At 44.0% G+C, this 26,213-nt stretch carries 19 protein-coding genes, 2 tRNA genes and 2 rRNA genes (1 of these 23 running past the window's edge); 5 read left to right on the forward strand and 18 right to left on the reverse strand.

Annotated elements, in window-relative coordinates; translation table 11 throughout:
* The 10 genes from BWR56_RS08995 to BWR56_RS09050 all read right to left on the reverse strand — a co-directional run.
* Window positions 1-447, reverse strand: a 23S ribosomal RNA gene (locus BWR56_RS08995) (it extends 2,454 nt beyond the left edge of the window).
* 122 nt (window positions 448-569) lie between these two features.
* Window positions 570-642: transfer RNA gene (locus BWR56_RS09000), tRNA-Ala, on the reverse strand.
* Between the two features lie 51 nt (window positions 643-693).
* A 16S ribosomal RNA gene (locus BWR56_RS09005) occupies window positions 694-2,240 on the reverse strand.
* The 16S and 23S rRNA genes sit together here with 2 tRNA genes alongside, the layout of an rRNA operon.
* Window positions 2,241-2,470: 230 nt before the next feature.
* Window positions 2,471-2,542: transfer RNA gene (locus BWR56_RS09015), tRNA-Glu, on the reverse strand.
* 114 nt (window positions 2,543-2,656) lie between these two features.
* Window positions 2,657-3,091 carry a cytidine deaminase family protein gene (locus BWR56_RS09020; protein ID WP_076984836.1) on the reverse strand — a complete coding sequence of 145 codons (435 nt, stop codon included), beginning with the start codon at window positions 3,089-3,091 and terminating at the stop codon, window positions 2,657-2,659.
* A 12-nt stretch (window positions 3,092-3,103) separates the two neighbouring features.
* Window positions 3,104-4,564 (reverse strand): glutamate--tRNA ligase, encoded by a 1,461-nt coding sequence (gene gltX / locus BWR56_RS09025; protein WP_049505386.1) that lies wholly within the window; start codon window positions 4,562-4,564, stop codon window positions 3,104-3,106.
* Window positions 4,565-4,691: 127 nt separating this feature from the next.
* Window positions 4,692-6,041, reverse strand: coding sequence for a glucose-6-phosphate isomerase (locus tag BWR56_RS09030; protein ID WP_071852036.1), 1,350 nt, complete (start codon window positions 6,039-6,041; stop codon window positions 4,692-4,694).
* 168 nt (window positions 6,042-6,209) lie between these two features.
* Window positions 6,210-6,899, reverse strand: a complete 690-nt coding sequence (locus BWR56_RS09040; protein WP_076984838.1) for a gamma-glutamyl-gamma-aminobutyrate hydrolase family protein — start codon at window positions 6,897-6,899, stop codon at window positions 6,210-6,212.
* A 139-nt stretch (window positions 6,900-7,038) separates the two neighbouring features.
* The gene (locus BWR56_RS09045; RefSeq protein ID WP_076984839.1) at window positions 7,039-8,805 is read right to left on the reverse strand and encodes an ABC transporter ATP-binding protein; all 1,767 of its coding nucleotides are present in this window, start codon (window positions 8,803-8,805) and stop codon (window positions 7,039-7,041) included.
* Between the two features lies 1 nt (window position 8,806).
* On the reverse strand, window positions 8,807-10,513 hold the full coding sequence (locus BWR56_RS09050; RefSeq protein ID WP_076984840.1) for an ABC transporter ATP-binding protein: 1,707 nt from the start codon (window positions 10,511-10,513) through the stop codon (window positions 8,807-8,809).
* Window positions 10,514-10,719: 206 nt separating this feature from the next.
* Here BWR56_RS09050 and BWR56_RS09055 point away from each other — a divergent pair, with 206 nt between their 5' ends.
* From BWR56_RS09055 to BWR56_RS09065, 3 genes are all read left to right on the forward strand, one after another.
* Complete coding sequence (locus BWR56_RS09055; RefSeq protein WP_049505381.1) at window positions 10,720-11,736, forward strand: NAD(P)H-dependent glycerol-3-phosphate dehydrogenase; 1,017 nt, start codon at window positions 10,720-10,722, stop codon at window positions 11,734-11,736.
* A 21-nt stretch (window positions 11,737-11,757) separates the two neighbouring features.
* Window positions 11,758-12,657, forward strand: coding sequence for a UTP--glucose-1-phosphate uridylyltransferase GalU (galU, locus tag BWR56_RS09060; RefSeq protein ID WP_000811022.1), 900 nt, complete (start codon window positions 11,758-11,760; stop codon window positions 12,655-12,657).
* Between the two features lie 219 nt (window positions 12,658-12,876).
* Window positions 12,877-13,164, forward strand: a complete 288-nt coding sequence (locus BWR56_RS09065; RefSeq protein WP_000401878.1) for a hypothetical protein — start codon at window positions 12,877-12,879, stop codon at window positions 13,162-13,164.
* Between the two features lie 158 nt (window positions 13,165-13,322).
* On the opposite strand, the gene BWR56_RS09070 is transcribed toward BWR56_RS09065, so the two are convergent.
* From BWR56_RS09070 to pbp1b, 6 genes are all read right to left on the reverse strand, one after another.
* A complete protein-coding gene (locus BWR56_RS09070) occupies window positions 13,323-14,003 on the reverse strand; it encodes a rhomboid family intramembrane serine protease (protein ID WP_049505379.1) in 681 nt (226 codons plus the stop codon).
* Window positions 13,987-14,526, reverse strand: a complete 540-nt coding sequence (locus BWR56_RS09075; RefSeq protein ID WP_049505378.1) for a 5-formyltetrahydrofolate cyclo-ligase — start codon at window positions 14,524-14,526, stop codon at window positions 13,987-13,989. Before BWR56_RS09075 ends, BWR56_RS09070 begins: the two co-directional genes overlap by 17 nt.
* An 11-nt stretch (window positions 14,527-14,537) precedes the next feature.
* The gene (locus BWR56_RS09080) at window positions 14,538-15,668 is read right to left on the reverse strand and encodes an N-acetyldiaminopimelate deacetylase (RefSeq protein WP_049505377.1); all 1,131 of its coding nucleotides are present in this window, start codon (window positions 15,666-15,668) and stop codon (window positions 14,538-14,540) included.
* Between the two features lie 61 nt (window positions 15,669-15,729).
* A complete protein-coding gene (gene dapD / locus BWR56_RS09085) occupies window positions 15,730-16,428 on the reverse strand; it encodes a 2,3,4,5-tetrahydropyridine-2,6-dicarboxylate N-acetyltransferase (RefSeq protein ID WP_049505376.1) in 699 nt (232 codons plus the stop codon).
* A gap of 84 nt (window positions 16,429-16,512) precedes the next feature.
* Window positions 16,513-17,424 (reverse strand): DMT family transporter, encoded by a 912-nt coding sequence (locus tag BWR56_RS09090; protein WP_076984905.1) that lies wholly within the window; start codon window positions 17,422-17,424, stop codon window positions 16,513-16,515.
* 77 nt (window positions 17,425-17,501) lie between these two features.
* On the reverse strand, window positions 17,502-20,006 hold the full coding sequence (pbp1b, locus tag BWR56_RS09095; protein ID WP_076984841.1) for a penicillin-binding protein PBP1B: 2,505 nt from the start codon (window positions 20,004-20,006) through the stop codon (window positions 17,502-17,504).
* 140 nt (window positions 20,007-20,146) lie between these two features.
* Between pbp1b and tyrS the strand changes: the two genes are divergently transcribed.
* Both tyrS and BWR56_RS09105 read left to right on the forward strand, forming a co-directional pair.
* Complete coding sequence (gene tyrS, locus BWR56_RS09100) at window positions 20,147-21,403, forward strand: tyrosine--tRNA ligase (RefSeq protein ID WP_049505373.1); 1,257 nt, start codon at window positions 20,147-20,149, stop codon at window positions 21,401-21,403.
* Between the two features lie 54 nt (window positions 21,404-21,457).
* Entirely contained in the window at window positions 21,458-22,306 is an 849-nt protein-coding gene (locus tag BWR56_RS09105) for a putative RNA methyltransferase (protein ID WP_049505372.1), read from the forward strand.
* Window positions 22,307-22,368: 62 nt separating this feature from the next.
* Here the strand turns inward: BWR56_RS09105 and glgP are convergent, their stop codons facing one another.
* Together glgP and malQ are read right to left on the reverse strand one after the other, a co-directional pair.
* A complete protein-coding gene (gene glgP / locus BWR56_RS09110; protein WP_076984842.1) occupies window positions 22,369-24,627 on the reverse strand; it encodes a glycogen/starch/alpha-glucan family phosphorylase in 2,259 nt (752 codons plus the stop codon).
* Between the two features lie 24 nt (window positions 24,628-24,651).
* Window positions 24,652-26,169 (reverse strand): 4-alpha-glucanotransferase, encoded by a 1,518-nt coding sequence (gene malQ / locus BWR56_RS09115; protein ID WP_076984843.1) that lies wholly within the window; start codon window positions 26,167-26,169, stop codon window positions 24,652-24,654.
* Window positions 26,170-26,213: the final 44 nt, after the last annotated feature.

Here is a 26,213-nt window from a genome sequence, read left to right on the forward strand (position 1 = left end):
TGGTCCTCCCAGATTCCGACGGGATTTCACGTGTCCCGCCGTACTCAGGATACTGCTAGGTACAAAGACTATTTTAAATACGAGGCTATTACTCTCTTTGGCTGATCTTCCCAAATCATTCTTCTATAATCTTTGAGTCCACATTGCAGTCCTACAACCCCGAAGAGTAAACTCTTCGGTTTGCCCTCCTGCCGTTTCGCTCGCCGCTACTAAGGCAATCGCTTTTGCTTTCTCTTCCTGCAGCTACTTAGATGTTTCAGTTCACTGCGTCTTCCTCCTCACATCCTTAACAGATGCGGGTAACAGGTAGTACCTGTTGGGTTCCCCCATTCGGAAATCCCTGGATCATCGCTTACTTACAGCTACCCAAGGCATATCGTCGTTTGTCACGTCCTTCTTCGGCTCCTAGTGCCAAGGCATCCACCGTGCGCCCTTATTAACTTAACCTTATTTTTTGACCTTTCAGTCATAAACTCTTTTAATACTACAGCGTTTCGGTTTATTTTCTTGTTACTATTTGATATAGATATTCAATTTTCAATGTGCATTACTTGGTGATCTCTCACCAATGGAGCCTAGCGGGATCGAACCGCTGACCTCCTGCGTGCAAAGCAGGCGCTCTCCCAGCTGAGCTAAGGCCCCACAAGACCTCTCAAGACTAAACAAGACCAATGTGCAGTTCCTTATCCTTAGAAAGGAGGTGATCCAGCCGCACCTTCCGATACGGCTACCTTGTTACGACTTCACCCCAATCATCTATCCCACCTTAGGCGGCTGGCTCCTAAAAGGTTACCTCACCGACTTCGGGTGTTACAAACTCTCGTGGTGTGACGGGCGGTGTGTACAAGGCCCGGGAACGTATTCACCGCGGCGTGCTGATCCGCGATTACTAGCGATTCCGACTTCATGTAGGCGAGTTGCAGCCTACAATCCGAACTGAGACTGGCTTTAAGAGATTAGCTTGCCGTCACCGGCTTGCGACTCGTTGTACCAGCCATTGTAGCACGTGTGTAGCCCAGGTCATAAGGGGCATGATGATTTGACGTCATCCCCACCTTCCTCCGGTTTATTACCGGCAGTCTCGCTAGAGTGCCCAACTGAATGATGGCAACTAACAATAGGGGTTGCGCTCGTTGCGGGACTTAACCCAACATCTCACGACACGAGCTGACGACAACCATGCACCACCTGTCACCTCTGTCCCGAAGGAAAACTCTATCTCTAGAGCGGTCAGAGGGATGTCAAGACCTGGTAAGGTTCTTCGCGTTGCTTCGAATTAAACCACATGCTCCACCGCTTGTGCGGGCCCCCGTCAATTCCTTTGAGTTTCAACCTTGCGGTCGTACTCCCCAGGCGGAGTGCTTAATGCGTTAGCTGCGGCACTAAACCCCGGAAAGGGTCTAACACCTAGCACTCATCGTTTACGGCGTGGACTACCAGGGTATCTAATCCTGTTTGCTCCCCACGCTTTCGAGCCTCAGCGTCAGTTACAAGCCAGAGAGCCGCTTTCGCCACCGGTGTTCCTCCATATATCTACGCATTTCACCGCTACACATGGAATTCCACTCTCCCCTCTTGCACTCAAGTTAAACAGTTTCCAAAGCGTACTATGGTTAAGCCACAGCCTTTAACTTCAGACTTATCTAACCGCCTGCGCTCGCTTTACGCCCAATAAATCCGGACAACGCTCGGGACCTACGTATTACCGCGGCTGCTGGCACGTAGTTAGCCGTCCCTTTCTGGTAAGATACCGTCACAGTGTGAACTTTCCACTCTCACACTCGTTCTTCTCTTACAACAGAGCTTTACGATCCGAAAACCTTCTTCACTCACGCGGCGTTGCTCGGTCAGACTTCCGTCCATTGCCGAAGATTCCCTACTGCTGCCTCCCGTAGGAGTCTGGGCCGTGTCTCAGTCCCAGTGTGGCCGATCACCCTCTCAGGTCGGCTATGTATCGTCGCCTTGGTGAGCCGTTACCTCACCAACTAGCTAATACAACGCAGGTCCATCTGGTAGTGATGCAATTGCACCTTTTAAGCAAATGTCATGCAACATCTACTCTTATGCGGTATTAGCTATCGTTTCCAATAGTTATCCCCCGCTACCAGGCAGGTTACCTACGCGTTACTCACCCGTTCGCAACTCATCCAGAGAAGCAAGCTCCTCCTTCAGCGTTCTACTTGCATGTATTAGGCACGCCGCCAGCGTTCGTCCTGAGCCAGGATCAAACTCTCATTAAAAGTTTGAGTTCTCACTCATTTCTGTCACTGACAGATTTATTGTTTTTTCATTGTTCAGTACTATAACCTCAGTTATAGTGCCCTGCACATTGGTTCGTCTTGTTCAGTTTTCAAAGGTCTTTGTCACTCATTCTCTCTCAAGCGACAACTATATTAGTATATCACAGCTACCTGTCTCTGTCAACAGATTTTTTAAACTTTTTTCAAGTTTTTTTAACCGCAATACACCATAGTCCGTACGGGATTCGAACCCGTGTTACCGCCGTGAAAAGGCGGTGTCTTAACCCCTTGACCAACGGACCTGAGCTTTTCAACTCTTTCTATTATACCTACTTTTTTACCTTTGTCAAGGACTTTTTTCCTCTTTACCGAAATTCTGAAAAGATAGGGGAAAGAGCCAGTTAAACTGACTCCTTCTATTTATCTTGCCAATTGGTCGCGCGTTCCTCTCCCCACCAGTAAGGGATCAATTCGGCAGCCTTAATTGTTTCTCTTGTTTCGTAGTCCACCATGAACTCTGCTTCTTTATTTTCAGTATTCAATTCTAAGAGAAATTCTCTGCAAGCGCCACAGGGCATGCCTGATCCTTCGCCGTAGGGAGGTTTGTCTCGAAAGGCGAGGATTTTCTTAACTTTAGTTTGTCCTGAAAATTGATACATATTGAAGAGAGCCGCTCGTTCTGCACAGAGATGAAAAACACCACAAGTGCCCTCCATACAAAATCCTGTGAAGATCTGACCATCTTCTGCTTCTACCGCAGCAACAACATGGTTAGCATAAACAAAGTCAGAAACTTCATGGGGATTGTATAAAGTTCGTGCTTCTTCATACATTTTTTCCCATGCATCCATCAGAAGTCCTTTTTATTTAGAAATCTCTTTCAGCATGTTTTCAATATGCTGGATTGACTTTTCACGTCCGAGTAAGAAAATGGTGTCTGGTAATTCTGGTCCATGCATTTCACCTGAAACGGCAATACGAATCGGCATGAAGAGGTTTTTCCCTTTGATACCTGTTTCTTTTTGAACTGCTTTGATTTGTGGGAAGATGTTTTCTGTCACAAATTCTTCATCTGTCATCGCTTCTAGTTTCGCTTTGAAAGCTTCTAGAACAACCGGAACGGTTTCTCCTGCCATGACCTCGCGCTCAGCGTCTGTCAACTCTGGGAAATCTGAGAAGAAAAGATCTGTCAGCGGAACAATCTCATCAACTGACTTCATCTGTGGCTTGTAGAGTTCTACCATTTTTTCAGACTTGTCAGTCAAACGCCCTGCTTCTTCTAAGTAAGGTTTGGCCATTTCAAAGATAGTAGCTAGATCGGCTCTCTTGATGTAGTCGTTGCTCATCCAGTCTAGTTTCTTCTGATCGAAGGCAGCTGGTGACTTGCTTAGACGATTTTCATCAAAGAGTTTAATCAATTCCTCACGAGAGAAGATTTCATCTTCCCCACCTGGATTCCAACCAAGAAGGGCGATAAAGTTAAAGACGGCTTCTGGCAAATAGCCTTTTTTACGGTAGTCTTCGATAAACTGAAGGGTATTGGTATCACGTTTAGACAATTTTTTACCCGTTTCAGAGTTGATAATCAAAGTCATGTGACCGAACTCTGGAGCTTCCCAACCAAGAGCCTCATAAACCATAAGCTGTTTGGGTGTGTTGGCGATGTGGTCATCTCCACGGATAACATGAGAGATTTGCATGTCGTGGTCATCGATGACAACGGCAAAGTTGTAAGTTGGGTAACCATCTTTCTTTTGAATCACCCAGTCACCACCGATGTTGCCACCTTCAAACTCGATATCACCTTTGACCATATCATGCCATTTGTAGATACCAGACTCATTGACAGCCAAACGGACAGTTGGGATGATACCAGCTGCTTCACGTTCTGCGATGTAAACTGCTTTTTCCTCTTCACTCATGCCAAGATATTCATTGATGTAACGTGGTGTTTCACCTGCTGCTTCTTGGCGTTCGCGTTCAGCTGCCAACTCTTCTTCTGTGACGTAAGATTTGTAGGCTTTTCCTTCAGCTAGCAATTGGTCGATGTATTTTTGATACAAGTCCAAACGCTCAGACTGGCGGTAGTTTGCATGAGTTTCTGGACTCTCATCCCAATCCATACCCAACCAGCGAAGATTTTCAAGCTGTGAACGTTCTCCATCCTCAACATGGCGTTTACGGTCAGTATCTTCGATACGAATGATAAAAGTTCCACCATGATGGCGTGCGTAAAGGTAGTTAAACAATGCTGTACGGGCATTTCCGATGTGTAGTAGTCCTGTTGGACTTGGTGCGTAGCGTACGCGGATATCTTTTGACATAGTTTCTCCTATAAAGTCTCTAGGCGTCTGCCTTTTTGCTTTCTATATTATATCACAAGTCTCGTCTGAGTCCAATGTCTAGAAATAAAGAGAGTAAAAAGAGTGGGCAAACCACTCTTTTCTTCTATTATAGACGTGCGTTAAGCTCTTTGCTCAATTCTTCAAATCCTGGTTTTCCAAGAAGGGCAAACATGTTACGTTTGTAAGCTTCAACACCTGGTTGGTCAAATGGGTTGATGGCATTCAAGTAACCTGAAAGGGCAATTGCCAATTCGAAGAAGTAGATAGTATAACCAAGAGTGAAAGCGTCTTGCTCTGGAAGAGTTACGTACATGTTTGGCACATCACCGTCAGTGTGGGCAAGAAGAACACCGTCAGTCGCTTTTTTGTTTACAAAGTCAACGTCTTTTCCTTGAAGGTAACCAAGTCCGTCAAGATCTTCTTCCAAGCTAGGGATAATCACGTTCTTGCGTGGCTTGTCAACACGGACAACTGTTTCGAACATGATACGAGTTCCTTCTTGGATAAATTGACCCAATGAGTGTAAGTCAGTTGAGAAGTTAGCTGAAGTTGGGTAAATACCTTTTTGGTCTTTCCCTTCTGACTCACCAGCCAATTGTTTCCACCATTCTGAGAAGTATTGAAGTGATGGTTCGTAGTTTACCAAGATTTCAGTTGCATAGCCTTTGCGGTAAAGGATGTTACGAACCGCTGCGTATTGGTAAGCTTCATTTTCAGAAAGTTTATCTGAAGTGTAGTCTTTACGAGCTGCATTCGCACCTTCCATAAGGGCTTTGATGTCTGCGCCTGATGCTGCGATTGGAAGTAAACCAACTGCGGTCAATACTGAGAAGCGTCCACCGATGTCATCTGGAACAACAAATGTTTCCCAACCGTTGGCATCTGCTTCAACCTTAACAGCACCTTTTTGGCGGTCAGTTGTAGCATAAATACGTTTGTTAGCTTCTTCTTGTCCGTATTTCTTAACCAAGAGTTCTTTGAAGACACGGAAAGCGATCGCTGGTTCTGTTGTTGTACCTGATTTAGAAATCACGTTTACTGAGAAGTCTTTGTCAGCTACGTACTCTACCAAGTCAGCAAGGTAAGTAGATGAGATTGAGTTTCCTGCGTAAAGGATTTGTGGAGCTTTGCGTTCTTCTTTTGTTTGCAAGTTCGCAAAGTGGTGGTTCAAGAAGTCAATGGCTGCTTTCGCTCCAAGGTAAGATCCACCGATACCGATCACAACCAAAACATCGCTGTCTGATTTGATTTGCTCAGCAGCTTTCAAGATGCGGTCGAATTCTTCGCGGTCGTAGTTCTCAGGAAGGTCCAACCAACCCAAAAAGTCGCTACCAGCACCAGTTCCTTTACGAATCAATTCGTCTGCAGCTGTTACTTGTGCTTGCATGTATTCCACTTCATGTGGAGCAACAAATTTGTCTAAAACTTTTGAATAATCGAATTTAATATGTGACATGATAATCCTCCAATATTTCTTCTTTTCTATCATAACGCTTACCTTCGATTTTTTCAAGCTTTTTTATTGAATTTGCCCAATTTTTATCATAATTCAAACGTTTGCATAAAAATGCTAAAATATAAAAAATCTGAAAGGACGAATAAAAACGGCTAGAGACTCTAACCGTTACAATTCATTTAATAAATACTCAAACAGTTCTAAATTGCCGTCTTCTTCATTGACCAGAAACTCTGGGTGCCACTGCAAACCAATGATACGATGCTCGTCGATAGACTCAATCGCTTCCACCGTCTGGTCGCGAGGATCTACAGCCGTCACACGGAAATTAGGTGCTAGGTCTTTGATACTTTGTCGATGGACTGAGTTGACTTGGCTTTCTTTGCCGAACAACTTAGCAACCACGCTTCCTTCTACTGTTTCAATAGAATGAGATGTTCCAAAAGGCAAACCTTGCCAATGCCCCTCAATTTCTTGGTAGAGAGTACCGCCAAAAGCAACATTGACCAGCTGAACACCACGGCAGATTGCTAAAATGGGCTTATCCTGGCGAAGAGCTTCTTTCAAGAGTGCCAGCTCAAACTCATCACGCACTAGGTTGTAATCATCGCTCTCGATGGTTTTTTTCTCCCCATAAAACTGAGGATGGACATTTTGCCCACCTGTCAAGATGAGTTTGTCGATCATTTCCACATAATCGCGAACAATGGACTCATCCCCTACAGGAATCACTAAAGGAAGACCACCGACTTGACGAATGCTCTCTGCAAATTTACAGGATACAGATGAGTGGATGTTTTTCCCTTCTGCATCTACAGGACATAGGTTTGCAGCAACTCCTACAACCGTTCTAGCCATGATGTGTCTCCTTTCGATTTTCTTGCGACAGTCTTATCTTATCACTCCAACCCTTTTCTGTCTAATATGTTTTTTAAAAGACCGCGATAAGTATTTTTTATGGATAAGAAAAAGCTGTCCAATGAGGACAACTTCTTTTTTATTCGAAGACAAATTGGTTGTGATACAGTTCTGAGTAGAAACCGCCGAGTTTGAGCAACTCGTGATGATTTCCACGTTCAATGACCTCTCCATCTTTGAGGACAATAATCTGATCGGCATTGAGGATGGTCTTGAGACGATGGGCAATGACAAAACTGGTTCGACCTGCTACTACTGCCTCCATAGCATGTTGAATCTTGCTTTCTGTTACGGTATCGACATTGGAAGTCGCTTCATCTAAGATTAGGACTTGAGGATCTGTCATCAAGGTTCGAGCAATGGAAATCAATTGTTTCTGCCCAGTCGAGAAGATATTTTGCTCATCATCAATAAGGGTATCATACTTGTCAGGCAAGCTTACGATATAGTCATGAATATGAGTTGCCTTGGCAGCTGCTTCGACCATTTCCTGACTGGCATCTGGCACACCAAAGCGGATATTGTCTCGGATTGTTCCGCTAAATAAGACCGAATCCTGCAAGACAATACCGACCTTACTCCGCAGGCTGTCCAAGTCGTAGTCACGGATGTCTTTGCCATCAAAGCAAATGCTGCCTGCATCCACATCGTAGAAACGATTGATGAGGTTCATGATGGTCGTTTTCCCTGAACCAGTCGGGCCGACAACTGCTATCATCTGCCCCTTAGGAGCTGAAATGCTAACATCTTTCAAGATCGGCTTGTCTGGCACATAAGAGAAATCAATGTGATTGATTTCAACACCTTCTCGCAATTCCTTAAAGGCAGGCGCATTTTGCGGACGGATCTCTTCTTCTGCATCGAACATTTCTTGGATACGATCCGCTCCGGTAAAGGCCAACTGGAGGCTCCCCCAACTCGCAGCCACCTGGATAATCGGCTGGTAGTACTGCTGAGAAAATTGGGTAAACATGACAATCAAACCTAGGGCTGTCGTTGTTTCGATACTTGGATCGTTCAGCAAGACAGCCGAACCTGCAAAAATGACGATGGCCGTATTGACCAAGCTCATCCCATTCATAACTGGAAAGAGGATGCCTGAGAACATTCTCCCTTTAAAAGTTGCCTTGCGCACGCGCTCATTTTGCTCCACAAAGCCTGCTACGATGTCGTCTTGAATTCCTTGTACGATAACAGCTTTCTGACCTGAAATACTTTCGTCCATGTAGGCGTTGAGTTTCCCAACCTCTTTTTGCTGGAGATTGGTGTACTTGCGGGCCATTTTCACGATGAAAACCAACATGAGAAAGGCCACTGGGGTACTGGCTACTGTTATCAGGGCTAGCGTCACATTTCTTGAAAACATGACAAAAATCAAACCGATGTAAAGAGCAATATTGCTCATGACCTGAACTAGGCTTTCATTGAAGGCTTGAAGGATGTTATCCAAGTCACTTGTGAAGCGAGAGAGGATGTCACCATCCTGATGGCGATCAAAGAAAGAAACCGTCAAACAGGAAAGTTTGCCAAAGAGGCCCTTTCGCATCTCATTTGTTGACTCAGCAATCACACGAGTCATAAAGGTCATGTAAATCAAACTGGATACTACTAGGGCGAGGACAACCAGAGCTAGATTCAGCATCAGAGCCGATAAACTCTGCCAGGCTAGGTCGGAAGTTCCATTTTGATAAGCTAGAACTAGGTTAGCTAGCTCTGTTACTGCTTGACCTGAAAAAACTGGAAAGAGGGCTTGGGCAATCGTCGCAACTGCAACCATCAGAATCACAATGACAAAGGAGAACTTGTAAACTTTAAAATAATTCCAGAAAAATCGAACGGTTTTCATTTTATTCCTCCTTTCCCTTTTGTGTTTCGTAGATTTCGCGGTAGACAGCATTGTTAGCTACCAAGTCTGCATGCCGTCCTTCTCCAATCAATCGCCCTTGGTCCAAGACTAAAATCTTGTCTGCATGGACGACTGAACTGATTTTTTGAGCGATGATAATGGTTGTTGTCCCTTTTAGGTCTTTGTTCAAAGCCTCCTGCACGAGTCTCTCTGACTTGGCATCCAAGGCCGAAGTCGAATCGTCAAAAATCAGGATACGGGGATTGCTGACAATCCCACGGGCAATGGACATCCGTTGCTTTTGTCCACCAGAAAAGTTGGTGCCACGTTCTTCGACCTGACTCTCAAATTTGTTTTCCATGCGTCCGATAAATTCACTGGCTTGGGCAATCCGTGCCGCACGTTCCAGTTCGGATACGCTGGCATTGCCTTTTCCTTGACGAAGATTATCTGCAATAGTCCCGCTAAAGAGAATAGCACGTTGCAAGACAATGGAAACTGTTTTACGCAAAGTTCCCTCGCTAACGTCTCGAATATCCTTGCCACCAATCTTGATAGATCCCTCCTGTGGATCAAACAGTCGTGGAATTAACTGAGCTAGAGTGGACTTCCCTGCTCCAGTAGCCCCAACCACACCCACCATCTGACCAGGCGCAACATCAAAGGTTACATTCTTCAGCATAGGCTCATCATCATTAGGATAGGTGAAGGTCACATTTTCAAAAGAGAGACTTCCTTCTAACTCTTCATCTGGGAGATCTTTAAAGATCATTGCTGGCTCGGTATCTAGAATTTCGCGGATACGACGCAAGGAAATCATGGCACGGCTGACAGAATTTCCTAAAAATCCAACCATGATAATAGTAAAGATAATCTGGCTGAGATAGTTGACAAAGGAAGCAATCGAGCCCACAACAGATGGATCTGACTGAGCCATTCCGGCCACCAGCCAGATAGAGAGGAAGACTGCCCCATAACCGACTAGCATCATAACAGGTTCTATAACTGAGAAGGCATAACCAATATAAAGATTTTGGCCGAGAAGTTCGTCAGAAACCTCGGTAAATTTGTCAAATTGTGCTTTTTCTTGTACAAAGGATTTGACCACGCGCACACCACGTAGATTTTCTTTGGCGATAGCATTGATCCGTTCAAGAAGGGTTTGAAACTTAGCAAATCGTGGTCCCATCATCCCCATCATGATGGCTGTAAGTGCAAAGATTAGGAGCACCATGAGGACAATCACCCACCAAAGTGACGGGAGAGTGTGGACCGCCAAGATAAAGGAACCGATAAAGAGAAGAGGGAGACGGAAGAGGATTTGAAAAGCCATCATCACCACATTCTGAATTTGGTTGATATCATTGGTCATACGGACGACAAGGTTGCCGGCATTAAACTGCTCGATATTGGCATAAGAAAAAGTCTGGATCTTGCGAAAGGCGTCTTCCCGAAGGTCCGAAGACACTCCTTGAGCAATGTAGGCTGCAAGCGTTACATTGACCCCACCTGCAACCAGACCGACTAGGGCTACTCCTATCAGCCAAGCGCCAATACTATAAATAGCCTCATTTTGTCCGGCCAACAAAGCCTCTAACACCTCTTGCAAATAGCGCGGTTGCAAGAGCGAACTCGCAACCATCAAGCCTGTCATCATTAGGGATGCCAAGGCTTGCCATTTATAGGTTTTTATTTTTTTAATGAGCATATTTCCTCCTAATAAAATAGATAAAGGGAGCGACATCTTGCGTCAGCTCCTTCTCATTCGTTCATATTGATGCTATTCTAGCAAAAAAGAGGCATCTTGTCAAAGAAGTCTCATTATTATAAATTAGTACGCTTTCATCTACAGGTGATGCATGAAAAGGCTTTTTATGGTAAAATGAAAGGAAGAACTCTTACAAGGAGGAAAAGATGAAGAAACAAACCATCGCTGTCTTGGGTCCTGGTTCTTGGGGAACTGCCCTTTCGCAGGTCCTAAACGACAATGGACACGAGGTTCGAATTTGGGGAAATATTTCTGACCAAATTGATGAAATCAATAACCAGCATACAAACAAACGCTACTTTAAAGATATTCTACTCGACGAAAAAATTAAAGCCTATCATGACTTAGAAGAAACACTAAAGGATGTGGATGCTGTTTTATTTGTAGTCCCAACAAAAGTAACGAGACTGGTTGCCCAACAAGTAGCAAAGGTGCTCGATCACAAGGTTGTCATCATGCATGCCTCCAAAGGCTTGGAACCAGATAGCCACAAACGTCTATCAACTATTCTTGAAGAGGAAATTCCAGCTGACCTCCGTAGTGAAGTCGTTGTTGTCTCAGGACCTAGCCATGCTGAGGAAACGATTGTACGCGATATTACCTTGATTACCGCAGCCTCTAAAGACCTTGAAACTGCTCAGTACGTCCAAAATCTCTTTAGCAATCACTACTTCCGTCTCTATACTAATACGGATGTTATCGGAGTTGAAACCGCTGGTGCTCTCAAAAACATCATCGCAGTTGGCGCTGGAGCACTACATGGTCTAGGCTTTGGCGACAATGCCAAGGCGGCTATCATTGCTCGTGGCTTAGCTGAAATCACCCGTCTAGGGGTCGCTCTTGGAGCTAACCCTCTGACTTATAGCGGGCTTTCTGGAGTTGGGGATTTGATCGTAACGGGAACATCTGTCCACTCTCGTAACTGGAGGGCAGGTGATGCTCTCGGTCGTGGAGAATCCCTCGCAGACATCGAAGCAAACATGGGCATGGTCATTGAAGGCATTTCAACAACTCGAGCAGCTTACGAACTGGCTCAGGAATTGGGTGTCTACATGCCAATCACACAGGCTATTTACCGAGTTATCTACGAAGGTGTCAATATCAAAGAAGCAATCACTGACATCATGAACAATGAATTTAAAGCAGAAAACGAATGGTCATAGACCCTTATAGAAAGGAACATCATGAAACAAAAAGTCAGAAAAGCAGTCATCCCTGCCGCTGGATTGGGAACCCGTTTCCTCCCAGCAACTAAGGCCTTGGCCAAGGAAATGTTGCCAATCGTAGACAAGCCAACTATCCAGTTTATCGTTGAAGAAGCCCTCAAGTCTGGCATCGAAGATATCTTGGTTGTTACGGGTAAGTCAAAACGTTCTATTGAGGACCACTTCGATTCAAACTTCGAATTGGAATACAACCTCAAAGAAAAAGGGAAAACAGATCTTTTGAAGCTGGTTGATGAGACAACTGGTATGCGCCTGCATTTTATCCGCCAAACGCATCCACGTGGTCTCGGAGATGCTGTCTTGCAAGCCAAAGCTTTCGTCGGAAATGAACCTTTTGTCGTTATGCTTGGTGATGACTTGATGGATATCACGGACGAAAAGGCTGTTCCACTTACCAAACAACTCATGGATGACTACGAGCGTACTCACGCGTCTACTATCGCTGTTATGCCAGTCCCTCATGACGAAGTATCTGCCTATGGGGTTATTGCTCCGCAAGGCGAAGGAAAAGACGGCCTTTACAGCGTTGAAACCTTCGTTGAAAAACCAGCGCCAGAGGATGCTCCTAGCGACCTTGCTATCATCGGACGCTACCTCCTCACTCCTGAAATTTTCCAAATCCTCGAAAACCAAGCTCCAGGTGCAGGAAATGAAATTCAGCTGACAGATGCAATCGATACCCTCAATAAAACACAACGTGTATTTGCTCGTGAGTTCAAAGGGGCTCGTTACGATGTCGGAGACAAGTTTGGCTTTATGAAAACCTCCATCGACTACGCTCTCAAACACCCACAGGTCAAAGACGACTTGAAAGACTATCTCATCCAACTTGGGAAAGAGCTAGCTGAGGGGGAATAGAAGAAAAACAAGGCTCTTAAAGAAGGGCTTTGTTTTTGTGTTGAAGTTTGCAATAAAAAAAGCCATCTTTGCAGATGACTTATTAGCAACCGAGTCGGTGCTCACTTTTTCAAGTTGTGCACGGACAAAGCCTTATTTTAACTTGCTGTGTTGTTTCGAATGGTTCCAAAACTTTTTTGTATAATATAACAGAATATTTTAAAAATGAAGGGGGTTTCTATGGAGATTGATGTGTTTTTTGATTATTATTTAAAATCACTTAGGTTTTATTTTGGTGATAGGTGTAAGGATATTGGATTTATAAAGTTTTTCAAAGATGAAAACAATAGTTTTATTGCCATAGAGGATTATGTTTTAGAAGCATTAGTAATATTGTCAAATATTTTGAGTAAGGAGAGGATTGTGTTTTCTTGTGGATTTATTCATAGCAAGGGGGTAGTTACTGGAGTAGAAGTATGCATGAATGTATTAGAGTTAGAAAGATTAAATAATTTGTATAAGATATAGTTTTGGAGAATATTAAAAAAACATTAGGTAAACTGTCTATGTAGGATGTGCGGAGTTGATAGTATCAATATTTCCTAGTTATAGAGCTGTGTTGTTTCGAATGGTTCCAATCTACACAAAAAGCTACTCATTTTTGAGTAGCTTTTTAACTATCCCCCCTACACATAACTCATTCCCTTATAGCAAAGGAAAACGGCTAGTGCAATAAAAAGTACAGTTGCTCCGATTCGCTGGCTGGTACTGTACATCCTTCTCTCCCATTTGACTGGAAAGATGACTGCTAGAAAGGCACCGCCTACTGCACCTCCGATATGGCCTGCTAGGCTGATTCCTGGAATCAGAACACTTCCAATGATATTTATCACGAAAAGTGTCAGATAGGATTGCCCCAACTGCTGGATATAGGGGTTGCGAGTTGCGTAACGCAAGACGATAATCGCAGCAAATAGTCCGTAAAGAGAAGTGGACGCTCCTGCTGCTACAACTTTCGGCGTGAAAGCAAAAACAAAGAGATTGCCCATCATTCCTGATAAGAGATAGAGAAAGAAGAATTGCTTAGAACCGAAAATCTCCTCCACCTGTCGTCCAAGAAAGTAGAGTGAAATCATATTGACAATGAAATGTTCCCAACCGATATGTACAAATATAGCCGAAAAAAGGCGCCATATCTGCTCGGGAAACAAACGAATGATCGGTCCATACATGGCTCCAAACTGAAGTAAGGTATCTGCTCGTTCAAAATTTAAACCTGTAAGAACCAACATCAAGAGAAATACCAATGCTGTTACTAGGAGGAAGAAACTAGTCACAGGATAACGTTTATCAAAGATTTCCTTCATAGATTAGCACCTCCTGGACGGGAATATCATGGTTTTCCGAGTTAAACTCCTGAACTTGACAAGGATAGATTGTACTCAGGCTCTGCCCAGCAAAATGTTCCAGATAGCGGTCGTAGTAGCCTCCACCATATCCGATCCGATAGCCCTCTGTTGTAAAAGCCAAACCCGGAACATGAATTAAATCAATCTGAGACGGTTCCACCACTTCCAAGTCTCCTTGCGGTTCCAGTAAACCAAAGGAAGTTTTTACCAACTGTTGCGGATCATAGACCACAAACTCCATTCGTCCCTTGGGATAGGTTTTGGGTATCAGAACCTTTTTGCCGTCCTTCAGCGCCCGCTCAATCAGTTCTTGCGTTTGAAATTCATGAGTGAAGGAGAGATAGGTTGCGATAGTCTTGGCTTCTTGGTAAAAAGGGTGTTGTAAGAAACGCTCAGTTAAAACTCGATCCATAGCATGTTTTTGCTCCTGAGATAAAGCCTTCATTTCTTGCAAAATTTTCTTGCGTAGTTCTGCTTTCATAGACAACTCCTCTACTCTGCTGCCTTCTTTTTCAAGAAACTAGAGACCGCATCTACCCCAATGGCTAAGGCTTCTTCCTTAGGGCTCATCTGAGGGTGATGAAGGGCGTAGGGACTATCGATACCTAGCCAGAACATAACGCCATCTACCTTCGAAAGGAGATAGCCAAAGTCCTCACCTGTCATAGCAGGCTCGATATCAATCAACTCAATTCCCTCTTTCTCTTCAAAAAAGTCCATCAGTTCACGCGCCAAGGCTAGATTGTTCTCAACAGGTAGGTAGCCCCCTTGTTTAAGTTCGATTTCGACTTCCATCCCAAAGGATGCTGCAACACCTTCTGCTACTGTCTTGACTCTTTTTTGTACTAGTAGACTCATGTCCTGAGTCAAAGCGCGAATGGTTCCATGTAAAAAGGCTGTGTCTGTGATGACATTATTCGCAACACCAGCTTGGAAAACACCAAAGGTCACCACTGCTCCCTCGATGGGGTTAACATTGCGGCTAACCACTGACTGCACCTGAGTGATAAAATAGCTAGCAGCCACCAAAGCATCATTGGCCTCATGTGGAAAAGCAGCGTGTCCACCTTTTCCTTTGAAACGAATCTTCACTTCACAAGTCCCTGCAAAGAGCGTGTGTGTATTGGTCGCAATCTGACCAACTTTCAAATCCGGACGAACATGAAGGCCATAGAACTGGTCTGGTAGCCAGTCCCCAAAAGCGCCGTCCTCATACATGAGCATACCACCAGCTTCATTTTCTTCAGCAGGTTGAAACAGAAAAAGCAGATTATTCTTGGGTTGCTCCTCAAGAGCACGCTCTAAACAGCCCAAGGCAATGGTCATGTGGAAATCATGTCCGCAAGCATGCATACGACCTTGATGTTGGGAAGAAAAAGGAAGGCCTGTTTGTTCAAGGATAGGGAGGCCATCAATGTCTGTTCGCCAACCAATAGTCCGCTTCGGCTGGCTTCCCTGCAAATAGACCAAAATCCCTGTCCGCCAAGTACGGACTTGAACAAAGTCCTTACCCGCAGTCAATTTTTCAATCACATCCAGCAAATAAGCATGAGTCTTGAACTCTTCTAAGCCAATCTCTGGAATCTGGTGCAAATCTCGTCGAGTCTGAATCAAATCTAACATCTATCGATCCTCCTTTTGATAGAAGAAAGAGGCTGGAAGAAGTATCCGCCTCTTTTTATTTTTACAAGGTACGAAGCGCATCTTCTAGCGCTGTTTTTTGTTGGGTTTGGCTGTCGATTTCTTTGATGATACGAGCCGGAACGCCTGCTACCACAACATTTTCTGGGACATCTTGAGTCACGATAGCTCCTGCAGCGACAACTGAACCACTACCGATTTGGACACCTTCGATGACCACTGCATTGGCTCCGATAAGAACATTGTCCCCGACACGGACTGGATCGGCACTAGCTGGCTCAATCACACCTGCTAAAACTGCCCCTGCACCAACGTGGCTATTCTTCCCAACGATGGCACGACCACCAAGGATAGCACCCATATCAATCATGGTTCCTGCACCGATTTCTGCTCCGATATTGATGACAGCTCCCATCATAATGACAGCATTGTCACCAATTTCCACTTGGTCACGGATAATAGCACCTGGTTCGATACGAGCGTTGATATCACGCTTGTCTAGCAAGGGAACTGCCGAATTACGAGCATCTTGCTCGACAACATAATCTTGATTTTCTACCAAGCCTTCGAGAAGCGGAGCGATATCCTTCCAATCTCCAAAAAGAACATTGCCTAGTTTGACAACAGAGCTAGGAACAGCAGACGCTAGTTGTCCTTCAAAGGTTACTTTGACACTGGTTTTCTTCTCTGCATTGGCGATAAATTGGATGATTTCTTGGGCATTCATTTTTGTGGCAGTCATAGGCGCCTCCTGGTTCATTATAATGATACCTATTCTACCAAAAAAGACTTCAAATTTGAAGCCTAAACTATCAAATAATCATCTTTACTGGGCTTGTTTTGCTTCTTCTACAGATAAGAAAATCATCGGAACGATAATCAATGCCATAGCTAAAGCCAAAAAACCATCCATGACCGATCCCAGAAAAAGAACACTTAATAAAGCTGAAGAGAGCGGTTCACTAGCACTCACCACTGATACAACCAGCGGGGAAACGAGTGACACAGCCTTCATAGATAGGAAGAAGGCAAAAGCAGTACCAAACACGGCAATCGTCAGACAAATCAGCACACTTACCAGATCCACTTGAAAACTTATCTGATAAATAGGGTAAAGGAAATTACTAAAGAGACCTGCCAGAATCATCCCCCAACCAACAGTCGGAACAAATCCGTAGCGCCGTGCAAAGCGTTGAGGAAGGATAACATTAAACATGACCCCTACTGCACTGAGCAAACCTGTCACTAGAGCCAAAGGTGTCATGGATAACTGGGACAAATCCCCTTTTGTAGCCATCAAAAAAACACCTAGCATGGCAATCAAAACATAGAACACAGCTGTAATAGAAGCCTTCTTCTGGTAAATGATTCGATTGTAAAACAGGATAAAAACAGGGCTGATAAATTGCAAAATGGTCGCCGTCGTCGCATTGGAATACTCAACGCAAAGATAGAAGAAAAACTGCACAGAAAAAATACCTAGAATAGCATAGGCTAAAAAAGGTAGATAATTTTTCTTATCACGCCAGATGTCCAACAAGCGGCTACGCAACTGAAAGGCAGATAGACCTAAAACCAAACTCCCCGCCACTAGTAAACGCATAGAAGTAATCCATCCAGAAGACACTGGATAATGAGTGAAAAAATACTCTCCTAAAATCCCACAAATCCCCCAGATTAGGCCTGAGAGTAGCGAGTATACTGTTCCCTTAACAATCTTTTTCTGATAATGATTCATATTATTATTGTAACACGAAACCAACAAAGAAAAAAGTAGCAACAAGGAGAAATTACTAACCTTGCTACTACTCTTTCTTAACGATTAAATAGACGTGAACGTCCTGAAGAACCACTTTGAGTATTTCCACTCGAACTTGAACTTCCAGAGCTACTGCTTGAACTTGATCCTGATCCACTGCTTGAACTTGGAGGAGTCACTGCAGGTAGGCTTCCAAGAATGGTTTTCCAAGCATTCAGATAGTCTGCGTCGCTACCTCCGATGGCAAAGCGGTAAGTGGTTACTGGCGCCCCTTCTTTGCTAGCCCAGTAGCTTGTCACTGTAGAGCCAGAAAGTTCGATTTCCTTACCATTGATAGAAACTTTGCCGGGCTTTTGGCCTGTTGATTGGAGAACTTGGGACTTAGTCACACTTGGGTCAAGATTAAAGCGCTCATTTCCCCATATTCCAGGTTCAGCTTGCTGGATAGCATTGACCAAGTAAGCCATGTATTTGGCATTGCGGTAGTGACCAGCACCCTTGGCTAGCGGTCGGTTATCATCATGACCTAACCAGCCACCTAGCGTCAATCTAGGGGTAGAAAGCATGAGCCACATATTTTCATCTTCATTAGTCGTACCAGTTTTTCCGATCCAGTCAGCACGAGCTAGGCCTGGATTGATCGAAGCCAAGTCGGTCTGGAAGCTAGAAGTAATCCGAGATGAAATGACGTCACGGAGCAGACTTTGCATGATGGTTGCTGTCGCTTTTGAATAAACCTGCACAGGCTCATCCTTGTGCTCGTATACCAGTCGGCCATCCGTTGACTCGATCTTCGCGATCATATGTTTCTTATGGTAAACTCCATTGTTGGCCAGAGTTTGATACCCGTTGGTATGCTGGGCAACTGTAACGTCAATCCCTCCACCCATCGGTAAACTTTCAATACCATATTCTGGGATTTCGTAACCCATTTTTTCCATATAGCCTTTGACATCAACACCCTTCTCTCGAAGCGTACGATAAGTCCAGTAGGCTGGGATATTCCATGAGTAGTTAAGGGCTTCTCCCAATGTCATCATGCCTGTACCAGGACTATTGACATGCATGATGGGATTACCGTTTGAAAAGTTGGTTGGATAGTTTGACAAGATACTTGCACTTCCCATCAAACCTTGGTCAATAGCGATACCATAGGCCAATATAGGTTTTGTGGTTGAAGCAGGAGAACGCTTGGTATCGATAGCGTGATTGTTCTGATTTTCTTGATAATTACGACCACCAACAAATCCAAGGATAGCTCCCGTTTGGTTGTCCATGAGGACATTCCCCACCTCAGGCTGGCCTGTCGAATCATCTAGCAGATAGCCGTAGGTCGCAACCGCATTTTGCATCGCAGCATGAACATTTTTATTGATAGTTGTCGTAATCTTATATCCACCATTTTCAATTTCCTTAGTGGCTAAATCACGATAGGATTTCTGAATGGACTCATTCTTTAATTCTTGCGCAGAAACATTATCTCGTTGGACGAGGTAGTCGTACATGCGGTCAGTAGCTTCTGCCAAGGTTGCATAGTAGAGATAGTCACGCGAAGTACCACTAACACTACCTGATGGTAGGAAGTCTTTCTTAAAGTCATAATCTTTGTACTTATCGTAGTCTTCCTGACTTAGAGCTCCTGTCCGATACATATTGTAGAGAACATCCTTGGCACGCTTAATTCCCAGAGCCATGTCCTCATCACTCTTCATGCTACCATCAGATTCATAAGGAGAATAACTGATTGGACTCTGTGGCAATCCTGCGATAAAGGCAGCTTGAGGGACCGTTAAATCCGAAGCATTGACCCCAAAGATTCCTTCTGCAGCCTGCTGGGCACCTGCAATATTTTGGCCTTTATGATTGCGACCAAAAGGTGCTATGTTAAGGTAGGTTGTTAAAATCTCATCCTTACCCATGGCCCGCTCTAAAGCTAGAGCATCAATAATCTCTTTAGCCTTACGAGCTAGAGTTGGAGCATCCCCCACCACTTGCTGCTTGATGACCTGCTGGGTCAAGGTCGAACCACCACTAGACGAGCCTAGACCGACAAAGGTTCCCAAGGTCGCACGAATAACGGCCTTAGGCACAACTCCCTTGTGTTCATTGAAATGCTCGTCCTCTGTCGCAACAATGGCTTTCTTAAGGTTGTCTGAGATAGCATCTGAAGCGACTGAAGTGCGCAATAAATCGCCCTCGATCGAGGCAATGGTACTGCCGTCAGAATAAGTGATTTCTGAGATGGAAGCAATATCCTTCACTTGCTTGACCAACTCTTCTGCTTGAGGTACCTGGGCCTTGTCAAATAGAGCGACTCCATAACCCATAGCTACACCAGCGCCAAACAGTCCACCGATAAAACCTAAGATAAAGAGAGTGTTAAAAACTATTTTAAACCCACTCAAAACCTTAGCAAAAATGGACCCTACCCTTTTGAGTTTGTTAGAAGAAGCTACTTTCTTATCAGTCTTTTTACTTGCTTGTTTTTTCTTCCATTTGGCAGTTAGTTGCTGGAAAAAATGCAGCATGTTTGTTTTTAATTCATTAATTCTTTCTTTCATGAATGTCCTCACTTTCTCTATTATACCATAAAAGGGAAACTTTCAATAAAATAGCCACTTTCTTCCCTATTCCACTAGGCTATTAATCAAGTTTGTGATACAATAGGTAGAAACAATATTTTATAAAGGAGAAAAGACACATGCACATTTTTGATGAGCTAAAAGAGCGTGGTTTGATTTTTCAAACGACTGATGAAGAAGCTTTGCGTAAAGCCCTAGAAAAAGGTCAAGTTTCCTATTATACCGGCTACGATCCAACTGCTGACAGCCTTCACCTCGGTCACCTTGTCGCAATCTTGACCAGTCGTCGTTTGCAATTAGCAGGTCACAAACCTTATGCGCTCGTTGGCGGTGCTACAGGTCTCATCGGAGATCCGTCCTTCAAAGATGCTGAGCGTAGTCTCCAAACAAAAGACACAGTAGAGGGCTGGGTCAAGTCTATCCAAGGACAACTTTCTCGTTTTCTTGACTTTGAAAATGGTGAAAACAAGGCTGTCATGGTCAACAACTACGACTGGTTTGGCAGCATCAGCTTCATCGACTTCCTCCGTGATATCGGAAAATACTTCACTGTCAACTACATGATGAGCAAGGAGTCTGTTAAAAAACGGATCGAAACAGGGATTTCTTACACGGAGTTTGCTTACCAAATCATGCAAGGTTATGACTTCTTTGTCCTTAACCAAGAGCACAACGTAACGCTACAAATCGGTGGTTCTGACCAGTGGGGCAATATGACTGCTGGTACCGAATTGCTTCGTCGTAAGGCTGACAAGACTGGTCACGTGATCACTGTGCCACTCATCACAGACGCAACTGGTAAGAAATTTGGTAAATCAGAAGGAAACGCAGTCTGGCTCAATCCTGAAAAGACTTCTCCATACGAAATGTACCAATTCTGGATGAATGTCATGGATGCTGATGCTGTACGTTTCTTGAAGATCTTTACTTTCTTGACACTTGATGAGATTGAAGACATCCGCAAACAGTTTGAAGCAGCTCCACACGAACGCTTGGCTCAAAAAGTCCTGGCTCGTGAAGTCGTGACTCTTGTTCACGGAGAAGAAGCTTACAAAGAAGCCCTCAACATCACTGAGCAACTCTTTGCTGGAAACATCAAAAACCTTTCTGTCAAGGAACTCAAACAAGGACTTCGTGGAGTGCCAAACTACCAAGTACAAGCAGACGAAAACCACAATATCGTGGAACTTCTCGTCTCATCTGGTGTGGTCAATTCAAAACGCCAAGCCCGTGAAGACGTTCAAAACGGAGCTATCTACGTCAACGGCGACCGTATCCAAGACCTTGACTATGTCTTGAGTGACGCAGATAAGTTAGAAAACGAACTAACTGTTATTCGCCGAGGTAAGAAAAAATACTTCGTTCTTACATACTAAAAAAGCAGACTGGAGGCATTTGCCATCCAGTCCTTTTTTTGCTAGACTAAAACTATGAATACAAACCTCAAACCAAAACTCCAACGCTTTGCTACTGCTAGCTCCTTTGCCTGCCCTATCTGCCAAGAAAATCTGACCTTGGTCGAAACCAGTCTCAAGTGTAGCAATCGCCATTCTTTTGACTTGGCAAAATTTGGCTATGTCAATCTGGCTCCTCAAATCAAGCAATCTGCCAACTACGACAAGGAAAACTTCCAAAACCGACAACAAATCCTAGAGGCTGGGTTTTATCAGACTATCTTAGAAACCATCTCAGACCTGCTTGCAAGACTAGAAACTGCCAAAACTATCTTGGATATCGGTTGTGGCGAAGGCTTCTACTCTCGCAAACTCCAAGAAAGTCATCCTGACAAAACTTTCTACGCCTTTGATATTTCCAAAGATTCCGTTCAAATCGCTGCCAAGAGCGAACCCAACTGGGCGGTCAACTGGTTTGTTGGAGACCTGGCTCGCCTCCCTATAAAAGACGCCAGCATGGATATCCTGCTTGATATCTTTTCGCCTGCCAACTATGGGGAATTTCGTCGTGTTCTATCCAAATACGGTATTTTAATCAAGGTCATCCCAACTGAAAATCACCTCAAAGAAATCCGCCAAATGGTGCAGGACCAGCTGACAAAGAAGGACTATTCTAATCAAGATATCAAAGAACATTTCCAGGAACACTTCAGCATCCAATCTAGCCAAATAGCTTCCCTAACAAAGCACATCACAGCAGAGCAACGCCAAGCCCTGCTTGCCATGACACCCTTACTCTTTCACGTTGATCATACTAAGATTGACTGGAGCCAACTGACAGAGATTACCATCGAAGCAGAGATTTTGGTTGGGAAAGCAGAGTAATTAAAACTTTCAGATAAGACAAAACCCGCACCTTCAAGGTACGGGTTTAAATTATGTAATTATTAGTTCAAGTGCCAGATATCTTCGTTGTACTGAGCGATGGTACGGTCAGATGAGAAGAATCCTGCTTTGGCAATGTTGACGATGACTTTATCCAACCATGCGTCACGGTTTTCGTAGTCAGCAAGCATTTGCTCTTTCACCTTGATGTAGTCTTCCAAGTCAAGGAGAGTCATGAACCAGTCTTTGTTGATCAATTCGTTGTAAAGACGTTCCAAGCGTTCTTTCTTACCTACTGCAAGAACAGCGTCGCTGACGATGAAGTCAACCAATGGTTTGATAGCTTCACGAGCATAGAATTCGCTTGACTTGTAAGCTGCTTTTGCGTAAAGGTCGATAACAGTTTCTGAATCTTCACCGAAGATGTAGATGTTTTCGTCGCCAACCAATTCAGCGATTTCCACGTTAGCTCCGTCCATAGTACCAAGAGTCAAAGCTCCGTTCAACATGAATTTCATGTTACCAGTACCTGAAGCTTCTTTAGATGCAAGTGAAATTTGTTCAGAGATATCACATGCTGGGATCAAGAAGCTTGCTGCAGTAACGTTGTAGTTTTCAACCATAACTACTTGCAAGTGTGGAGCTACAGCTGGGTCGTTAGCAATCACTTCTGACAAGCAAAGGATCAAGTGAATGATGTCTTGGGCAATTGTGTAGGCAGGAGCCGCTTTACCACCAAAGAAGACTGTGATTGGACGAGCAGGGATGTTACCAGCCTTGATATCAAGGTATTTGTGGATCACATACAAAGCGTTCATTTGTTGGCGTTTGTACTCGTGGAGACGTTTGATCTGGATATCAAAGATAGAGTTTGTATTGATTTCCACACCTTGGTGTTCTTTCAAGTGACGAGCCAATTTACGTTTGTTGTGAGCCTTGATGCTTTCCAATTTTTCTTTAACAGCAACCTTGTCTTCGTATGACAAGAGTTTTTCAAGCTCATCTGCTTCATGGTGCCAACCTTCTCCAATAATCTCATCCAAGTAGTGAGACAAGCTTGGGTTAGCATGCATGAGCCAACGACGGAATGTGATACCGTTTGTTTTGTTGTTGAATTTTTCTGGGTAGATGTCGTAGAAAGCTTTCAACTCTGAATTCTTCAAGATTTCAGTGTGAAGAGCCGCAACCCCGTTTACGCTATATCCATAGTGGATATCCATGTGAGCCATATGAACACGTCCGCTCTCATCGATGATTTGAACAGCTGGATCTTTGTATTCTGCTTTAACACGGCGGTCCAATTCTTTGATGATTGGTACCAAGTGAGGAACCACTTCTTCCAAGAATTCAAGAGGCCATTTTTCAAGGGCTTCAGCAAGGATTGTGTGGTTAGTGTAGGCAGTCATGCTACGAACGATAGAGATTGCTTCATCAAGTTCGATACCACGTGCAGTCAAGAGACGAATCAATTCAGGAATCACCATTGATGGGTGAGTATCATTGATTTGTACAACTGCATAGTCCGCAAGGTCATGCAAGTTGCTTCCTTTTTCGATTGCTTCGTCGATGATCAATTGTGCACCGTTTGAAACCATGAAGTATTGTTGGAAGATACGGAGCAATTCACCTTGCTTGTCGCTATCGTCTGGGTAAAGGAAGAGAGTCAAGTTGCGAGCGATATCTGTCTTATCAAAGTTGATACCGTCTTCGATGATAGAAGAATCAACTGAATCCAAGTCAAACAAACGCAAGCGGTTTTTAGTAGCTGTCTTGTAACCAGGTACATCGATATCGTAAAGAGTAGATGTCAATGTGAAGTGTGCAAATGGCACTTGGTAGCTACGGCTTGAGCGAATCAACCAGTTTTGGTCAGTCAACCAAGCGTTAGGAATTGTTTCTTGTTGGTTGTTTTTAAGAACTTGTTGGAAAAGACCGAAGTGGTAGTTCAATCCAACACCGTCACCATTCAAACCAAGTGTAGCGATTGAGTCGATAAAGCAGGCCGCCAAACGTCCCAAACCACCGTTACCAAGTGATGGTTCCAATTCTACTTCTTCAATTTCGATCAACTCTTTACCTGCAGCTGCAAGTTCTTTCTTCACATCATCGTAAAGACCAAGGTTAATCAAGTTGTTTGACAAGAGTTTACCGATCAAGAACTCAGCTGAGATGTAGTAAACTTTTTTCTTACCAGTGTTGACTGGTTTTTGACTGCTAGCAAGCTTGCTGTAGTTGAGAAGAGCAAGGTAAAGCTCTTCATTGCTACATTCTGCAATGGTTTTATTGTAACGTTTTTGTACAAATTCGTTTAATGGTAACATGTTTATGTGTCTCCTGATATTGTCTTATTTCTTTAATTCTACCAAATTTTCATTAATTCGGCGATAAATTGTAGTCAAGTCAAGCAAAGTTTCTTCAACAGCTGGTGTCAATTGATCTGCTGTCATACGCCATGACCAGTTTCCACCAAGAGTAGATGGGAAGTTCATACGAGCTGACTCATCTAGTTCTAGCAAGTCTTGCATGGTTGCAATAGCCATGAAGCTAACGGATGAAAATACTGTACGAAGCATAGCGTGTGGCACTGTTTCGTACTCTTTACGGTTCGTGTAACGAGCCATGTATTCACGAGTTGGATCGTCAATCTCATTACGGTACCAACCAAGGACCGTATTATTATCGTGTGTTCCTGTGTACATAACAGAGTTGGCAGGCGCCAAGTGTGGGCTATCGATACTTTCGTCTTCTGGGTTGAAGGCAAACTGAAGAATCTTCATTCCTGGGAAGCCAGTACGTTCGCGTAACTCAATCACTTCATCTGTCATGAAACCAAGGTCTTCTGCGATGATGTTTAGCTCACCAAGTTTTTTCTTAACGGCTGCAAAAAGTTTGTAGCCAGGACCTTTCACCCATTTACCAGGTGCTGCTGTATCGGAACCAGCAGGAATTTCCCAGTAAGATTCGAACCCGCGGAAGTGGTCGATACGAACGATATCGTAGATCTTGAAGCTTTCGCGCAAACGTTCAATCCACCATTTGTAACCGTCTTTGTCCATTGCTTCCCAGTCATAGATTGGGTTCCCCCAAAGCTGACCAGTGGCAGAAAACTCATCTGGTGGGCATCCTGCGATACAAGTTGCTTTACCATTGGCATCTGTCTTAAAGAGATGTGGATTTGCCCACATGTCGCTTGAATCTTCCGCTACGTAGATAGGCATGTCCCCAACAATTTCGATGTGGTTATCGTTAGCATAGGCTTTCAATTTCAACCATTGTTGGAAGAAGAAGTATTGAGTCACACGGTGGTAAACCAACTTGTCTGCCAATTTCTCACGGTAGCTTTCAAGTGCTGAAGCTTTACGAGCACGAGCATCTGCATCTGGCCATTCTGTCCAAGCAAGATTGTCAAAATGCTCTTTGATCGCCATATATTCTGCGAAGAGTTCGAGCCATGATTGGTTGTCTTTAGCAAACTTCTCAAAATCTTTGACATCACCCACTTCCAAGAAGCGTTTAACTGCTTTTTCTAAAAGCGGACGACGTGCATAATAAATCTTCGCATAGTCAACTTCAGATGCATCGCTACCAAAGTCAACACCTTTAAGATCACTAGCTTCGAGCAAGCCTTGCTCTACCAAGATATCAAGGTCGATAAAATGCGTATTTCCAGCAAAAGCCGAGAATGATTGGTATGGAGAATCTCCATAGCTTGTTGTCCCAAGAGGGAGAATTTGCCAGTAACGTTGCTTCGTACGAACCAAGAAATCGACGAAATCATAGGCAGTTTGGCCAAATGATCCAATCCCGTATGCTCCTGGTAGAGAAGAGATGTGCATCAACACACCACTTTGACGTTTTTTCATAATAGCACCTCATGTGTTTGTTATAAAACGTTGCGCAATCAAGG

The sequence above is a fragment of the Streptococcus oralis genome, assembly GCF_001983955.1.
Classification (GTDB): Bacteria; Bacillota; Bacilli; order Lactobacillales; family Streptococcaceae; genus Streptococcus; species Streptococcus jiangnanensis.

Excerpts from the sequence above, each read along its gene's own strand:
- BWR56_RS09020 (WP_076984836.1), bottom strand. The coding sequence starts at position 3,091 with ATGGATGCATGGGAAAAAATGTATGAAGAAGCACGAACTTTATACAAT.
- gltX (WP_049505386.1), bottom strand. The coding sequence starts at position 4,564 with ATGTCAAAAGATATCCGCGTACGCTACGCACCAAGTCCAACAGGACTA.
- BWR56_RS09030 (WP_071852036.1), bottom strand. The coding sequence starts at position 6,041 with ATGTCACATATTAAATTCGATTATTCAAAAGTTTTAGACAAATTTGTT.
- BWR56_RS09040 (WP_076984838.1), bottom strand. The coding sequence starts at position 6,899 with ATGGCTAGAACGGTTGTAGGAGTTGCTGCAAACCTATGTCCTGTAGAT.
- BWR56_RS09045 (WP_076984839.1), bottom strand. The coding sequence starts at position 8,805 with ATGAAAACCGTTCGATTTTTCTGGAATTATTTTAAAGTTTACAAGTTC.
- BWR56_RS09050 (WP_076984840.1), bottom strand. The coding sequence starts at position 10,513 with ATGCTCATTAAAAAAATAAAAACCTATAAATGGCAAGCCTTGGCATCC.
- BWR56_RS09055 (WP_049505381.1), top strand. The coding sequence starts at position 10,720 with ATGAAGAAACAAACCATCGCTGTCTTGGGTCCTGGTTCTTGGGGAACT.
- galU (WP_000811022.1), top strand. The coding sequence starts at position 11,758 with ATGAAACAAAAAGTCAGAAAAGCAGTCATCCCTGCCGCTGGATTGGGA.
- BWR56_RS09065 (WP_000401878.1), top strand. The coding sequence starts at position 12,877 with ATGGAGATTGATGTGTTTTTTGATTATTATTTAAAATCACTTAGGTTT.
- BWR56_RS09070 (WP_049505379.1), bottom strand. The coding sequence starts at position 14,003 with ATGAAGGAAATCTTTGATAAACGTTATCCTGTGACTAGTTTCTTCCTC.
- BWR56_RS09075 (WP_049505378.1), bottom strand. The coding sequence starts at position 14,526 with ATGAAAGCAGAACTACGCAAGAAAATTTTGCAAGAAATGAAGGCTTTA.
- BWR56_RS09080 (WP_049505377.1), bottom strand. The coding sequence starts at position 15,668 with ATGTTAGATTTGATTCAGACTCGACGAGATTTGCACCAGATTCCAGAG.
- dapD (WP_049505376.1), bottom strand. The coding sequence starts at position 16,428 with ATGACTGCCACAAAAATGAATGCCCAAGAAATCATCCAATTTATCGCC.
- BWR56_RS09090 (WP_076984905.1), bottom strand. The coding sequence starts at position 17,424 with ATGAATCATTATCAGAAAAAGATTGTTAAGGGAACAGTATACTCGCTA.
- pbp1b (WP_076984841.1), bottom strand. The coding sequence starts at position 20,006 with ATGAAAGAAAGAATTAATGAATTAAAAACAAACATGCTGCATTTTTTC.
- tyrS (WP_049505373.1), top strand. The coding sequence starts at position 20,147 with ATGCACATTTTTGATGAGCTAAAAGAGCGTGGTTTGATTTTTCAAACG.
- BWR56_RS09105 (WP_049505372.1), top strand. The coding sequence starts at position 21,458 with ATGAATACAAACCTCAAACCAAAACTCCAACGCTTTGCTACTGCTAGC.
- glgP (WP_076984842.1), bottom strand. The coding sequence starts at position 24,627 with ATGTTACCATTAAACGAATTTGTACAAAAACGTTACAATAAAACCATT.
- malQ (WP_076984843.1), bottom strand. The coding sequence starts at position 26,169 with ATGAAAAAACGTCAAAGTGGTGTGTTGATGCACATCTCTTCTCTACCA.